Origin of the sequence: Xylophilus sp. GOD-11R, assembly GCF_033546935.1 — a bacterium.
Classification (GTDB): domain Bacteria; phylum Pseudomonadota; class Gammaproteobacteria; order Burkholderiales; family Burkholderiaceae_C; genus Xylophilus.
Map to the genome: position 1 here is coordinate 1,150,010 of NZ_CP137854.1, position 13,768 is coordinate 1,163,777.

10 protein-coding genes and 1 tRNA gene are annotated in these 13,768 nt (G+C 67.9%); 4 read left to right on the forward strand and 7 right to left on the reverse strand.

Annotation, left to right across the window (positions count from 1 at the left end):
• Window positions 1-737: 737 nt before the first annotated feature.
• Window positions 738-822 (reverse strand) — tRNA-Leu (locus R9X41_RS05245).
• Between the two features lie 41 nt (window positions 823-863).
• Here R9X41_RS05245 and cysM point away from each other — a divergent pair.
• The 3 genes from cysM to R9X41_RS05260 are packed head-to-tail and all read left to right on the forward strand — an operon-like array spanning window position 864 to window position 2,585.
• Window positions 864-1,766, forward strand: coding sequence for a cysteine synthase CysM (gene cysM, locus R9X41_RS05250; RefSeq protein ID WP_318633827.1), 903 nt, complete (start codon window positions 864-866; stop codon window positions 1,764-1,766).
• 9 nt (window positions 1,767-1,775) lie between these two features.
• On the forward strand, window positions 1,776-2,330 hold the full coding sequence (locus R9X41_RS05255; RefSeq protein WP_318633828.1) for an NUDIX domain-containing protein: 555 nt from the start codon (window positions 1,776-1,778) through the stop codon (window positions 2,328-2,330).
• A 27-nt stretch (window positions 2,331-2,357) separates the two neighbouring features.
• Window positions 2,358-2,585: a sulfurtransferase TusA family protein gene (locus R9X41_RS05260; protein ID WP_318633829.1), complete on the forward strand. Its 228-nt coding sequence runs from the start codon at window positions 2,358-2,360 to the stop codon at window positions 2,583-2,585.
• A gap of 84 nt (window positions 2,586-2,669) precedes the next feature.
• Here R9X41_RS05260 and galU read toward each other — a convergent pair whose 3' ends face one another.
• The 6 genes from galU to hemC form a co-directional block, all read right to left on the reverse strand.
• The gene (gene galU, locus R9X41_RS05265; RefSeq protein WP_318633830.1) at window positions 2,670-3,551 is read right to left on the reverse strand and encodes a UTP--glucose-1-phosphate uridylyltransferase GalU; all 882 of its coding nucleotides are present in this window, start codon (window positions 3,549-3,551) and stop codon (window positions 2,670-2,672) included.
• Window positions 3,552-3,689: 138 nt separating this feature from the next.
• Window positions 3,690-6,587, reverse strand: coding sequence for a valine--tRNA ligase (locus R9X41_RS05270; RefSeq protein ID WP_318633831.1), 2,898 nt, complete (start codon window positions 6,585-6,587; stop codon window positions 3,690-3,692).
• A gap of 83 nt (window positions 6,588-6,670) precedes the next feature.
• Entirely contained in the window at window positions 6,671-7,951 is a 1,281-nt protein-coding gene (locus R9X41_RS05275) for a heme biosynthesis protein HemY (RefSeq protein WP_318633832.1), read from the reverse strand.
• 6 nt (window positions 7,952-7,957) lie between these two features.
• Window positions 7,958-9,022 (reverse strand): uroporphyrinogen-III C-methyltransferase, encoded by a 1,065-nt coding sequence (locus tag R9X41_RS05280; RefSeq protein WP_318633833.1) that lies wholly within the window; start codon window positions 9,020-9,022, stop codon window positions 7,958-7,960.
• Window positions 9,019-9,834 (reverse strand): uroporphyrinogen-III synthase, encoded by an 816-nt coding sequence (locus R9X41_RS05285; protein ID WP_318633834.1) that lies wholly within the window; start codon window positions 9,832-9,834, stop codon window positions 9,019-9,021. The genes R9X41_RS05280 and R9X41_RS05285 overlap by 4 nt, the downstream gene beginning before the upstream one ends.
• Before the next feature lie 17 nt (window positions 9,835-9,851).
• Window positions 9,852-10,811, reverse strand: a complete 960-nt coding sequence (hemC, locus tag R9X41_RS05290; RefSeq protein ID WP_318633835.1) for a hydroxymethylbilane synthase — start codon at window positions 10,809-10,811, stop codon at window positions 9,852-9,854.
• Window positions 10,812-10,860: 49 nt separating this feature from the next.
• Here hemC and ppc point away from each other — a divergent pair, with 49 nt between their 5' ends.
• Window positions 10,861-13,758, forward strand: coding sequence for a phosphoenolpyruvate carboxylase (ppc, locus tag R9X41_RS05295; protein WP_318633836.1), 2,898 nt, complete (start codon window positions 10,861-10,863; stop codon window positions 13,756-13,758).
• Window positions 13,759-13,768 lie beyond the last annotated feature (10 nt).

The following is a 13,768-nucleotide window of genomic DNA, read 5'->3' on the forward strand; positions in this document are numbered from 1 at the left end:
GCGCAAGGAATATGCCAATCGCATGGCTGCTATGAAGCAGAAACCCGTGGCTGAGCGAGTCGGACAGATCTACTACGACGTCACGCCCGACACCGGCAAGCTGTTGGTCGAGGTTCGGGTCGTCAACGACCGGCTCGACCGCGTCACACGGCGGGGCGAAAAGCTTTATGCCAAGTTCAATGCGCCGCACCGGCGGCCAAGACCCTTGCGGTGGCCGTTGCGACGACCAAGGCCAGCATTGCCCACGTGCCCGCCGCCTTTTCGTCCACCCTTCCGCCGCTGCATCGCGCGAGCAGGAGCCGAAGCCAGCCGGCCGCGTTCTCCATCGTTGAGCCTCGCCGAGGCTACGTCTATGCACAGGCTTTGCCGACGTTCTTGGCAAGGCATCGGAACACGGCGGTACGTGGACTTATCCAGTGAAGCTGAGGCCGCGGCGGCAGTTGATACCGCCGTCATTCATCGATGCAAACCTGATCACCGGCCCTCCTGGCTGGCGGTTTTGGTCCGAAGTGCTGGACCGGACGGTGAACGCCGCAGGCCCTGGCCACGGCCGAGGCGAGGACTGCCAAAACGAGGCGGCTGACCCAGTCGAGGGCGCAAATTGCGGCGCATCCGCCGATAGCACGTCACCCAAAATTAGTGGCGGTCTCGGTCGTTGGCGCCAACGACACTTTTTACAGTGCGCCTGGGATCAAACGTTGTGAGTAGCCGCTATGGCGGTAGATAGCAGCCGTATTTGGTGCCCGGGGCCGGAATCGAACCGGCACGCCTTGCGGCGGGGGATTTTGAGTCCCCTGCGTCTACCAATTTCACCACCCGGGCGACGCTAAGAAGTCAGCCGGAAATTATGGCACAGTGCGCGGATGCAATACCCCACCATCGAAGACACCGTCGGCTCGACGCCGCTGGTTGCGCTCCAGCGCATTGGCTCTGCAGAAGCCGCTGTTTCGGGCAACGTGGTGCTCGGAAAACTCGAAGGAAACAACCCGGCCGGATCGGTGAAGGACCGCCCGGCCCTGTCGATGATCAAGCGGGCCGAAGAGCGCGGTGAGATCCGCCCGGGCGACACCCTGATCGAAGCCACGTCGGGCAACACCGGGATCGCGCTGGCGATGGCCGCGGCGATCAAGGGCTATCGCATGGTGCTGATCATGCCGGAGGACCTGTCCATCGAACGCGCGCAGACCATGAAGGCCTTCGGCGCCGAATTCATCCTGACGCCCAAGAGCGGTGGCATGGAATACGCCCGCGATCTGGCCGAGCAGATGCAGCGTGACGGCAAGGGTCGGGTGCTCGACCAGTTCGCCAATCCCGACAACCCGCGTGTGCACTACGAAACCACCGGGCCGGAGATCTGGGAGCAGACGCATGGCCACATCACCCATTTCGTCAGTGCCATGGGCACCACCGGCACCATCACCGGCGTGGCGCGTTATCTGAAGGAAAAGAAGCCTTCGATCCGCATCATCGGCGCCCAGCCGGCAGAAGGCTCACGCATTCCGGGCATCCGCAAATGGCCGGCCGAGTACATGCCCGCCATCTACGACGGCACCCTGGTGGACGAAACGGTGAACGTGGCGCAGGGCGACGCCGAGGACATGTGCCGGCGGCTGGCGCGGGAAGAGGGCATCTTCGGCGGCATCTCGGCGGCTGGCGCCTGCTGGGTAGCGCAGCAGATTTCGCAGCGCGAGCGCAACGCCACCATCGTGTTCATCGTCTGCGACCGGGGCGATCGCTACCTGTCGACCGGCGTGTTCCCCGCCTGACATCGCCTGATGACCGACGCTGATTTTCGTTTTTGCCCGCGTTGCACCGCAGCGCTGGCGCAAATCGCGGCGCTGGAGGACAGCGGCGAAACCGTGCGGCTGCGGTGCCCGGCGTGTGGCTGGACGCACTGGAACAATCCGACGCCCGTGTTGGCGGCGGTGGTCGAATACCGTGGCCAGATCCTGCTGGCGCGCAATGCGGCCTGGGCCAACCCCGAGATGTACGCGCTGATCACCGGTTTCATGGAAGCCGACGAGTCGCCCGAAGACGGCATCGCTCGGGAGGTTCGGGAGGAGACGGCGCTGGTCGCCTCCTCGGTCGACCTGCTCGGCGTCTGGGATTTTCAAAAGCGCAACCAGGTGCTGATCTGCTACCACGTGGTGGCCGACGGCACGGTGCGGCTGTCGCCGGAGCTGGTCGATTACCGCCTGCACGACCCGGCGGATCTGTACTGCTGGCCTGCCGGCACCGGCCATGCGCTCGCGACCTGGCTGCGCAGCCGGGGCATCGAGCCTCGATACCGAGACTGGCCTCCTATCGTTCCCGCAGCGCCGTCTGCCTAGAATCCCAGCCTGCGAAGGAATGCTGTCATGGAAGTGAACAAGGAAATCGATACCCGCGGACTCAATTGCCCGCTGCCCATCCTCAAGGCCAAGAAGGCCTTGACGGACATGCAGAGCGGGCAACTGCTGCGGGTGGTGTCGACCGACGCGGGGTCGTTACGCGACTTTCAGGCCTTCGCCCGCCAGACCGGCAACGAACTGGTGGGGCAGGACACGGTCGGGGTGGAATACATCCACGTGCTGCGCCGGCGGTAAGCCCATCACGGCTGTCCGGCGGTTTCGGCCGCGCATGAAAAAAGGCCTGCTGAACGCAGGCCTTCGTCTTGGTGCGGCGCGCAATCAGAGTTCCAGCGCCTTCAGGTATTCGCGGAAACCGGCGCCGAGTTGCGGGTGGGCCAGCGCGAGTTCGACGTTGGCTTCGAGGAAGCCTTCCTTGCTGCCGCAGTCGTAGCGGCGGCCGTCGTAGCGGTAGGCGAAGACCTTCTCGCGACGCATGAGCGCGGCGATGCCGTCGGTGAGCTGGATTTCGCCGCCCACGCCGCGTGGCTGGCTGGCGATCTCGCGGAACACGCCGGGCGTCAGGATGTAGCGGCCCGCGACACCCAGGCGCGACGGCGCATCTTGGGGCGCCGGCTTTTCAACCATGTGGGTCAGGTCCATCAGGCGGTCGTTGACGGCAGTGCCGGCGACGATGCCATAGCGCTTGGTGTGTTCTTCCGGCACTTCCTGCACGGCCAGGATGGAGGCCTGCCATTCGGTGAACTGGTCGACCATCTGCTTGAGCACCGGTGGCCTGCCGACCATCAGATCGTCGGCCAGCAGTACAGCGAAGGGCTCGTTGACCACCACGCTCTGGGCGCACAGCACGGCATGGCCCAGGCCCAGGGCCTTGGCCTGGCGGATGTAGATGCACTCCATGTCGTCGGGCTTGATCGAATGCACCAGCGCCAGCAGCTCCTTCTTGCCGGCGGCTTCGAGTTCGGCCTCCAGCTCGTAGGCGGTGTCGAAGTGATCGGGAATCGAGCGCTTGCTGCGACCGTTCACGAAAATCATCTGCCGAATGCCGGCCGCATAGGCTTCTTCGACGGCGTATTGAATCAGTGGCTTATCGACGACCGGCAGCATTTCCTTGGGCTGCGCCTTGGTGGCCGGAAGGAACCGCGTGCCAAGGCCTGCCACGGGAAAAACGGCTTTGGTGATGCGGGTGCGCGGAGAACTCATGCAGTGATTTCCTAAGTGTCGATTCCGTGGCGAAAAACGCACGATGGGGTGGATGCCGATTGATGCTAAACCATACGAGCATCGCAGTTACACAAGTGTCCATGTAACTCAAAGTGTCAGAACGTTACTTATTCGCGGTCATCCCAGGCGGGCCAACTGGGCTTGCAAACGCTCGATGGTGGCGCCGAAATCGGCAAGGCGCTTGTGCTCCTGCTCGATGACCTGCGGCTTGGCCTTGGCCACGAAAGCCTCGTTGGCCAGCTTGGCGCGGGCCTTCGCCATTTCGCCTTCGAGACGGGTGACTTCCTTGCCGAGCCGGCTTTTTTCGGCTGCCACGTCGATTTCCATGTGCAGGCACAGGCGCGAATCGCCCACGACGGCCACCGGCGCAGCCTGCGCGGCGGCGGCCCAGGCCGCTTCGTCGTCGAACACACGTACTTCCGACAACTTGGCGAGCGATTGCAAGGTGGGCGCCGCGCTGCGCAGAAAGTCCGCGTCGCCGACGGCGAAGAGCGGCAGCCGGGTCGACGGCGGCACGTTCATCTCGCTGCGCAGGTTGCGGCAGGCGTCGACGACGGCCTTGAGCCGTGCGACATATGTTTCAGCTGCGCTGTCAATTCGGTCAGCATCCGATTGCGGGTAGGGGCAGACGCTGATCGACGCCTCGCCCTCCGGCAGCCGGCCCGCGACCGGCGCGACCTTCTGCCACAGTTCTTCGGTGATGAAGGGAATCAGCGGATGCGCCAGCCGCAGGATGGTCTCGAGCGTGCGGATGAGCGTGCGCCGGGTACCACGCTGGGTGGCCTCGTCGCCAGTCTGGATCTGCACCTTGGCGATTTCCAGGTACCAGTCGCAGAACTCGTTCCAGATGAATTCGTAGATGGCGCTGGCGACGTTGTCGAGCCGGTAGTCGGCAAAGCTCTTGGCGACCTCGGCTTCCACCCGCTGCAGGGCCGACACGATCCAGCGGTCGGGCTCGCTGAACTTCAGATAACCGTGGGCGTTGCCGCCCGGGGCGCAGTCGGCCTTGGTGTGCGGATTCAGGCCGCAGTCCTGGCCCTCGCAGTTCATCAGCACGAAGCGGGTGGCGTTCCAGAGCTTGTTGCAGAAGTTGCGATAACCCTCGCAGCGCTTGCTGTCGAAATTGATGCTGCGGCCGAGCGAGGCCAGTGCCGCGAAGGTGAACCGCAGCGCGTCGGCGCCGTAGGCCGGAATGCCTTGCGGAAATTCCTTCTCGGTGTTCTTGCGCACCTGCGGCGCGGTTTCAGGCTTGCGCAGGCCGGTGGTGCGCTTGCCGAGCAGGGGTTCGAGCCCGATGCCGTCGATGAGGTCGACCGGGTCGAGCACGTTGCCCTCGGACTTGCTCATCTTCTTGCCTTGCGCGTCGCGCACCAGGCCGTGGATGTAGACGTCGCGGAAGGGCACGCGGCCAGTGAAGTGGCTGGTCATCATGATCATCCGGGCCACCCAGAAGAAGATGATGTCGTAGCCGGTGACCAGCACCGAGGAAGGCAGGTAGAGGTCGTAGTCGCTGACGCCGCCGGCCTGAGCCTGGTCCTGCGCGGCCGGCCAGCCCATGGTGGAGAAGGGGACCAGCGCCGACGAATACCAGGTGTCGAGCACGTCCTCGTCACGGGTCAGCGTCTTGCCGGGTGCCATGGCCTGCGCCTGCGCCTCGTCGTTGGCCACGTAGACCTGGCCGTCCTCGTCGTACCATGCCGGAATCTGATGGCCCCACCACAGCTGGCGGCTGATGCACCAGTCCTGGATGTTGTGCATCCACTGGTTGTAGGTGTTGACCCAGTTCTCGGGCACGAAGCGCACCTGGCCCGAATCGACCGCGTCGATCGCCTTCTGCGCGATCGACTTGCCGGTGGCATCGCCTTCGCCTACCTTGTTGACCGCCACGAACCACTGGTCGGTGAGCATCGGCTCCACCACCTGGCCGGTGCGGGCGCAGCGCGGCACCATCAGGCGGTGCTTCTTCACCTCGACCAGCAGGCCGAGCGCCTCCAGGTCGGCCACCACCTTCTTGCGTGCGACGAAACGGTCGAGCCCGCGATAGGCCTCGGGCGCGTTGTCGTTGACGGTGGCGTCGAGCGTCAGGATGCCGATCATCGGCAGGCCGTGGCGCTGGCCGACGGCGTAGTCGTTGTAGTCGTGCGCGGGTGTGACCTTGACCACGCCGGTGCCGAAGGCCTTGTCGACATAGTCGTCGGCGATGACCGGGATGGTGCGGTCGCAAAGCGGTAGCGCGACCTGCTTGCCGATGAGGCCGGCGTAGCGTTCGTCCTCGGGATGGACCATGACGGCGGTGTCGCCCAGCATGGTTTCGGGCCGGGTGGTGGCCACCACCAGCGAGCCGGAGCCGTCGGCCAGCGGGTAGCGGATATGCCAGAGCGACCCGTCTTCTTCCTCGCTCTCGACTTCCAGGTCGGACACGGCGGTCTTGAGCGTCGGATCCCAGTTCACCAGGCGCTTGCCTCGGTAGATGAGGCCCTGACGGTACAGGCGCACGAAGGTGTCGGTGACCACGGTCGACAGCTTGTCGTCCATGGTGAAGTACTCGTGCTGCCAGTCCACGCTGTCGCCCATGCGGCGCATCTGCGTGGTGATGGTGTTGCCGGACTGCTCCTTCCACTCCCAGATGCGGGCGACGAAGTTCTTGCGGCCGAGCGCGTGGCGGTCCTGGCCCTGGGCCTGCAGCTGGCGCTCCACCACAATCTGGGTGGCGATGCCGGCGTGGTCGGTGCCGGGCACCCATAGCGTGTTGTCGCCAAGCATGCGGTGGTAGCGCACCAGGCTGTCCATCACCGTCTGGTTGAAGGCGTGGCCCATGTGCAGGGTGCCGGTCACGTTGGGCGGCGGCAGCTGGACGGAGAAGGCGCCTGCGCCGGGCTTGGGCTCGCCGGTGCCGCGCCAGCCGGCACGGCCGTAGCCGCGTTGCTCCCAGAGCGGTCCCCAGTGCGCCTCCAGCGCGGCGGGTTCGAAGGACTTGGACAGGCTGTTGAGGCCGGGCTGCTGGATGTCGCTCATGGCGGAGTGCTTCAAATGAGAACGGCACCGCAGAAACGGTGCCGTCGGGGGAAAGGGTGCGTCGCCTTGATTTTAAGGCGGGCTCAATCGGAGAGTTCGGCCGCCCGGCGCCAGGCGCGTGCGCTTGCCTCCATGTCGCCGCGCTGCTCGGCCAGGTCGGCCAGGGCGCGCCAGGCGCGGCAACGCAGGGCTTCGTGCGGCAACTGCTTGCTGGCCTGTTCGAGCAGCTTCTGGGCCTTGCCCCAGAGCTGCAGCCGCAGGCAGGCGATGCCGGCCAAATACTGCAGCAGCGGATCGCGCGGGTTGTTCTGCTGGGCCGATTCGATGCGGGCAAGCCAGGGCGGATCGACATCGATCAGGCTGCCTTCGAGCGCGCGGACCAGCTTGATCTCCAGCGCGTCGGCCAGGCTGCCGGGCTGGTTGACCAGCGTTTCCCAGGCCGGCAGCAGCCAGGCGCGCGCCTGCACCGCGTCGCCGCCGAGGTGGTGCAGCCGCTCGGCCGCATGCACCGCCAGCTCGGGCATGGCGCGGTCACTGGCATCGAGCGATTGCCAGGCCTTGAGCAGCTGGCCGGTGTCATGCGCCTGGTTGATCAGTTCGATGGCCAGTCCACGCACGATGCTGTGCGCGGCCGTCGCCGAGAACGCGCGGTGCTTGATGAGCAGGCGCGCGGTGTCGAGTGCGGCTTGCGTCTGGCCGGCCAGGCGGCTGGCCCGCAGCCGGGTGCGCAGCGCGGCGGTGCGGCGGGCGGCGCCTTGCGGCAGTTGCTCCAGCCAGCCGAGTGCGGCGAGGGCGTCGCGGTCCTGCATCGCCCAGCTGGCCGCACGCAGTTGGGCGCCTTCGCGCGCCTCTTGCGCGGGGGCGGACGGGTTGGCCGCGGTCTGTTCGAGCGCCTGCTGCAGATGCCGGTCCCGTGCCGGGCGGTCCTGCAGCGCGTGGGCGCTTTCGGCGGCGATCAGGTGGGCGAGCGCACGGACCTGCACCGCGTGGGCCAGCGGCTCGGCGGTGCCGACGAGTGCCTTCTCGTGGACGATGGCGGTTTCGGCCGCCTTGCGGGCACGGATGTAGCGGCCGGCGGTGAGGTGCGAGAGGCCGTCGAGCAGCGCGACATGCATGTGGCGCTCCTTCTGCTGGTTGCGCCAGCGGCCGGCCTGCACCGGCAGGTCGAGCAGCGCGGCGAGCGCTCGCAGTGCCAGGTGCACGACGGTGAAGCCGCCGAACAGGATCAGCAGCACCATGTTCAGCGACAGGTCGATGCGATAGGGCGGCCAGAACACGGTGATCGTGCCCTGGTTGTTGCCCGCGAAGAGAGCCACGGCCACGGCGATGCCGAACAGGCCGATGAACCAGAGAGCGGCGCGCATCAGGGATTACCTTCCTGCGGCCGCGGTAGCGAGCGCCGAAAGGGTTTCCTCCGGCTGCGGAATCGAGGTGCCGTTCATCTGCGCCTGCGCCTGCTTGAGCATTTCACCGGCGGTCACCACACGGCGCGAACCGGGTTCGAAGTAATGCTGCAGCGCAAACGCCGCACCGGCCAGGTCGGAACGCGCCGCGTTGGACTGCCGCGCCAGCACGCCCAAACGGGCGTTCACCAGCTTGAGCTTGAGGTTCTCGCGCAGGAAGAAGGCCTGGTCGGGCGCCAGCAGCACCGCTTCGGGTTGGTCGATGCGGCTGACCCGCACCAGACCACGCGCCTCGTCGCGCACCGCGAACCAGGCGCGGCGCAGGGTGGCGCGCCAGAGCGGATCGGCGCTGGTGTCGGGTTCGGGCAGCGGGGCGGCGCCGCCGTGCATCGCGGCGGCCTGCGCCACCGCGTTCTGCAGCGGCAGTTCGTCGACCATGCGCACCAGCTCGTCGAGCCGCGACAGCAAGCCGGGCACGTCGGTGACGCTGGCGGCGCGTACGCGTTCCATGTCGCGGGCGATGGCGCGCTGCACCGGTGCCAGGCGTGGCTGGGCGGCGCGCGCGATGCGCTGATCGGCGCTGCGCAGGGCGGCCAGCAGCGGGTCGGCGGTGCCGGTCAGGTCGGCCTGCTGCTGGGCCAGCCGCAGGGCGGAGTCGATGTCCACCACCAGGGTGTCGTCGCGCGAGCGCGAAAGGCTCTGCATCAGCTCTTCGAGCTGCGAACGCTGCAGCGAGACTTCGGACAGGCGCGCTTCCATCACGCCGACCCGCGAGACCGCGTCCTGCGCGGTTTCCTGCGCCTGCCGCGCCATGGTGCGGGCTTCGATCGACTGGCTGCCGGCGTCGGCGCTCTGCCGGGCCAGTTGCTCCTGGATGGACGACAGGCGCTGCCAGAGCGTGACGGAGGCGGCGAGCGCCAGCGCCGCGACGATGCCGACACCGATCAGCATGGGACGCGCCAGCGAGGGCGGCGCGACGAGGGGCGATGCGGGTGTCGCCGCGGGCGATTCAGGCAGGGGCACGGAACTCATTCGGTCGATTCTATCGATCGGTCCAGGGCCGTCATGGCCTGTTCGAGGCCGACGACGCCCGGTCGTGCCATGACGACCCGCGCAAAGCCGGCGGCGTTCGCACTGGCCGCGATGCGTGGATGGGTGGCGAGGGCGGTGCCCTGGCGCAGCGCTTCGGCCGCAACGGGAAGCAGGGCGAACAGATGCGCGATGGCTTCCGAGTTGCTGAATACCCATGCGGTGCCGGGCCCGGCCAGCGACATCGCCTGTGCCGATTCGGCATCGCTCCAGGCGGGCTTGCCGCGCCGGTAGGCCGCGACGGCCGACACCACGGCCCCGGCGCCCGCCAGTTGCTCGGCCATCCAGGCGCGGCCGTGTCCGCTGCCGGCATCGTCGGCGCGATCCGCCTCGGCGCCGCGCACGATGAGCACCGAATCACCGCGCGCGATGCGCCCGCCGGCCGTCGCCCACAGCGCTTCGGAATCGAACTGCGCGGCGTCTTGCGCCGGTGTGTCGATGGCGTCGGCCGGCACGCCCTGCGCCGACAGCGCTGCCGCCGTGCCCGGGCCGGGCGCCCAGGCGCGCGTGGCGGCCGGCCAGCGGCTGCCCGGCGCGGCCGCACCGAAGAAGTGCTGTACCGCCGCGGCGCTGACGAACATCACCGCACGATGTTCGTGCAGCGAGCGCCAGCAGCGGCGCAGGGTTTCGGCCTGCTCGCGGTCCGGTTCGGTGATGCCGATGAGCGGCAGGGCGACGACGTCCAAGCCGGCCTGCCGAAGCCGCAGCGCCGATGCCTCGCCCTCGGGCGCCGGGCGGGTCAGCACGAAACGCATCGGCTCTCCGTGCGCAGCTAGTGCGCGCCAGCCGCGCGCAGCCGGTTCGCGGCTTCTTCGCCCAGCGTCGCCGCTTCGGCGGGCGTGGCGACGGTGCCCGTCACGTCGGCGCGCAGCAAGGTGCCGTCGCCGGCCGGATCGCCCCAGGCCGCGCGCAGGTGCAGGGTGGCGTCGCTCAGCGTAGCGAAGGCCGCCAGCGGCATCGAGCAGCTGCCGCCCATGGCGCGGCTCACCGCCCGTTCGGCGCTGGTGGTGAGTTCGGTGGCCCGATGGTTGAGCGGTGCCAGAGCGGCCGCCAGATCGGCGCGACCGGCGCGGATCTCGATACCCAGCGCGCCTTGTCCGGCGGCGGGCAGCATTTGTTCGTCGATCGAGAAATGGCAGCGGATGCGCGCCTCCAGGCCCAGCCGTATCAGCCCGGCCGAGGCCAGCACGATGCCGTCGTAGCCGCCGTCGTCGAGCTTGCGCAGGCGGGTGTCGAGATTGCCGCGCAAGGGCTCCACCCGCAGATCGGGCCGCAGCGCGCGCAGCAGCACCTGCCGGCGCAGGCTGGAAGTGCCGACCACCGCGCCCTCGGGCAGCGCCTGCAGCGTGGGGTAGGCGTTGGAGACGAAAGCGTCGCGCGGGTCCTCGCGTTCCATCACGCAGGCCATCTCGAAGCCCTCGGGCAGGTCCATGGGCACATCCTTGAGCGAATGCACCGCGATGTCGGCCCGGCCGTCCTGCAGGGCGGTCTCCAGCTCCTTCACGAACAGGCCCTTGCCGCCGACCTTGCTGAGCGAGCGGTCGAGGATGCGGTCTCCTTGCGTCGTCATGCCCAGCAGGCGGACGCCATGGCCCAGGCCTTGCAATCGTGCTGCCACATGTTCTGCCTGCCACAGGGCAAGCCGGCTTTCGCGCGTGGCGATGACGATGGAAAGCGGGGCTTGGCTCACGAGAAAAATGGGGGGCAGCGGCGAAGGCGGCGATGCTAGCATTGCTGCAGCGCACCATTAGAAGACCAACTCAACCTGCCAGGAGAACACCGTGCAGCAGACCGACAAGGCCCCTTCGTCGACCTCTGGCACGACGCCCCCGCGTCGCCGCAAGGACATCGAGCAACCGCTGGTCGACGACATCCGTCTGCTCGGCCGCATCCTCGGCGACGTGATCCGCGAGACCGACGGCCAGGCCGCCTACGAACTCGTCGAGCAGGTGCGCAAGCTGTCGGTGGCCTTCCGGCGCGACGCCGATCAGGACGCCGACCGTGCGCTGAAGAAGCTGCTCAAGTCGCTGAGCGCCGACCAGACCGTCAGCGTGATCCGCGCCTTCACCTATTTCAGCCACCTGGCCAACCTGGCCGAAGACCGGCACTACATCCGCCGCCGCATCGAGCACGACCGGGCCGGCGATACCCAGGAAGGCAGCATCGACGTGGCCCTGGCGCGGCTGCGCTGGGCGGGCGTGTCGCCGCGTGCCTTGTCGCAGACGCTCGCGTCGAGCTATGTGTCCCCGGTGCTCACCGCCCACCCGACCGAGGTGCAGCGCAAGAGCATTCTCGATGCCGAGCGCGGCATCGCCCAGCTGCTGCAGGCGCGCGACGAGGTCAAGGCGCGGGCTTTGTTCTCGGCTGCCACCAAGGATGCGCTGGCGCCGCGCGAGATGGCCGCCAACGAGGCGCAGCTGCGCGCCCGGGTCATGCAGCTCTGGCACACCCGGCTGTTGCGCTTTTCCAAGCTCACCGTCAACGACGAGATCGAGAACGCGCTGTCCTATTACGAGGCCACCTTCCTGCGCGAAGTGCCGCGCTTGTACGCCGGCCTGGAGCGCGAGCTCGGGGCGTACCCGGTGGCGAGCTTCTTTCGCATGGGGCAGTGGATCGGTGGCGACCGCGACGGCAATCCGAACGTCAGCGCCGACACGCTCGAATACGCGCTGCGCCGCCAGAGCGAGGTGTCGATCCGCCACATGCTGACCGAGCTGCACCGCCTGGGCGCGGAGCTGTCGCTGTCGGCCCGGCTGGTGGACTTCGGCCCCGAGATGCAGGCGCTGGCCGGCCGCAGCCCGGACCAGAGCGAGCACCGCCTGGACGAACCCTACCGGCGCGCCCTCACCGGCATGTACGCGCGCCTGGCCGCCACGCTCAAGAACCTCACCGGCGGCGAGGCCGCGCGCCACGCCGTGGCGCCGCAGAACCCCTATCTGATGGCCGAGGAACTGGTGGCCGACCTGCGGGTGATCGAAGCTTCGCTGCTGGCCCAGCACGGCGAAGCCATCGCGCAGCAACGGCTCAAGCCGCTGATCCGCACGGCGGAGGTCTTCGGCTTCCATCTGGCCACGGTCGACCTGCGGCAGAGCTCGGACAAGCACGAGGCGGTGGTGGCCGAGCTGCTGCTCACCGCCCGCATCGAGCCCGGCTATTCGAGCCTGGACGAAGCCGCCAAGCGCAAGCTGCTGCTGTCGCTGCTCAACGATGCACGCACCCTGCGGGTGATGGGCATCGAATATTCCGACCTGGCGCGCAGCGAGCTCGCCATCTTCGAGGCGGCCCGCAACATGCGCGCCCGCTACGGCCGGCAGGCGATCCGCCACTACATCATCAGCCACACCGAGGCGGTGAGCGACCTGCTCGAAGTGCTGCTGCTGCAGAAGGAAGTGGGCCTGCTGCGCGGCACGCTCGATGCCGGCGCGGTCAACGACCTGATCGTGGTGCCGCTGTTCGAGACCATCGGCGACCTGCGCAGCGCCGCGCCCATCATGCGGGAGTTCTACAGCCTGCCGGGCATCGCCGCGCTGGTGCAGCGCAGCGGCGGCGAGCAGGACGTGATGCTCGGTTATTCCGACAGCAACAAGGACGGCGGCATCTTCACCAGCAACTGGGAGCTCTACCGCACCGGCGGCGCGCTGGTGGCGTTCTTCGACGCAATGGCGCTCGAAGGCCTGCCGGCCAATCCCGCGCAGGACGCGCCGGCGGTGCCGCCGACGCCGATCCAGCTGCGCATGTTCCACGGCCGTGGCGGCACGGTGGGACGCGGTGGCGGCCCGAGCTACCAGGCCATCCTGGCGCAGCCGGCCGGCACGGTGCGCGGCCAGATCCGCCTGACCGAGCAGGGCGAAGTCATCGGCTCCAAGTACGCCAACCCGGAGATCGGCCGGCGCAACCTCGAAACGCTGGTCGCCGCCACGCTCGAAGCCACGTTGCTGCAGCCGGCCAAGCCCGCGACCCGGCAGTTCCTGCAGGCGGCCGACGAGATCTCGGTGGCCAGCATGGCCGCCTACCGGCAGCTGGTGTATGAGACACCGCATTTCGCCGACTACTTCTTCGGCTCCACCCCGATCCGCGAGATCGCCGAACTCAACATCGGCTCGCGTCCGGCCTCGCGCAAGGCGCAGCAGAACATCGAGGACCTGCGCGCGGTGCCCTGGTCCTTCAGCTGGGGCCAGTGCCGGCTGACGCTGCCGGGCTGGTACGGTTTCGGCTCGGCGGTCGAGGCCTTTCTGGCCGACGGCGCGCAGCCGTCCAAGACCGAGCGCGCCACCCGGGTCGCGCTGCTGCAGCGCATGTACAAGCAGTGGCCGTTCTTCAAGACGCTGCTGTCGAACATGGACATGGTGCTGGCCAAGAGCGACCCGGCGCTGGCTGGCCGCTATGCCGAGCTGGTCACCGACACGCGGTTGCGCAAGAAGGTGTTCGGCATGATCGAAGCGGAATGGAAGCGCACCAACGACGCGCTGGCGCTGATCACCGGCGACAAGCAGCGGCTGGCGCACAACACCTCGTTGTCGCGATCCATCCGTCACCGCTTCCCCTACATCGACCCGCTGCACCACCTGCAGATCGAGCTGATGCGGCGCTACCGGGCGGGGCAGGGCGACGACCGGGTGCAGACCGGCATCCACATCTCAATCAACGGCATCGCGGCCGGGCTGCGCAATACCGGTTGAGCCTTACCGG

Coding starts and splice junctions, on each gene's coding strand:
- cysM (WP_318633827.1), top strand. CDS start 864: ATGCAATACCCCACCATCGAAGACACCGTCGGCTCGACGCCGCTGGTT.
- R9X41_RS05255 (WP_318633828.1), top strand. CDS start 1,776: ATGACCGACGCTGATTTTCGTTTTTGCCCGCGTTGCACCGCAGCGCTG.
- R9X41_RS05260 (WP_318633829.1), top strand. CDS start 2,358: ATGGAAGTGAACAAGGAAATCGATACCCGCGGACTCAATTGCCCGCTG.
- galU (WP_318633830.1), bottom strand. CDS start 3,551: ATGAGTTCTCCGCGCACCCGCATCACCAAAGCCGTTTTTCCCGTGGCA.
- R9X41_RS05270 (WP_318633831.1), bottom strand. CDS start 6,587: ATGAGCGACATCCAGCAGCCCGGCCTCAACAGCCTGTCCAAGTCCTTC.
- R9X41_RS05275 (WP_318633832.1), bottom strand. CDS start 7,951: ATGCGCGCCGCTCTCTGGTTCATCGGCCTGTTCGGCATCGCCGTGGCC.
- R9X41_RS05280 (WP_318633833.1), bottom strand. CDS start 9,022: ATGAGTTCCGTGCCCCTGCCTGAATCGCCCGCGGCGACACCCGCATCG.
- R9X41_RS05285 (WP_318633834.1), bottom strand. CDS start 9,834: ATGCGTTTCGTGCTGACCCGCCCGGCGCCCGAGGGCGAGGCATCGGCG.
- hemC (WP_318633835.1), bottom strand. CDS start 10,811: ATGCTAGCATCGCCGCCTTCGCCGCTGCCCCCCATTTTTCTCGTGAGC.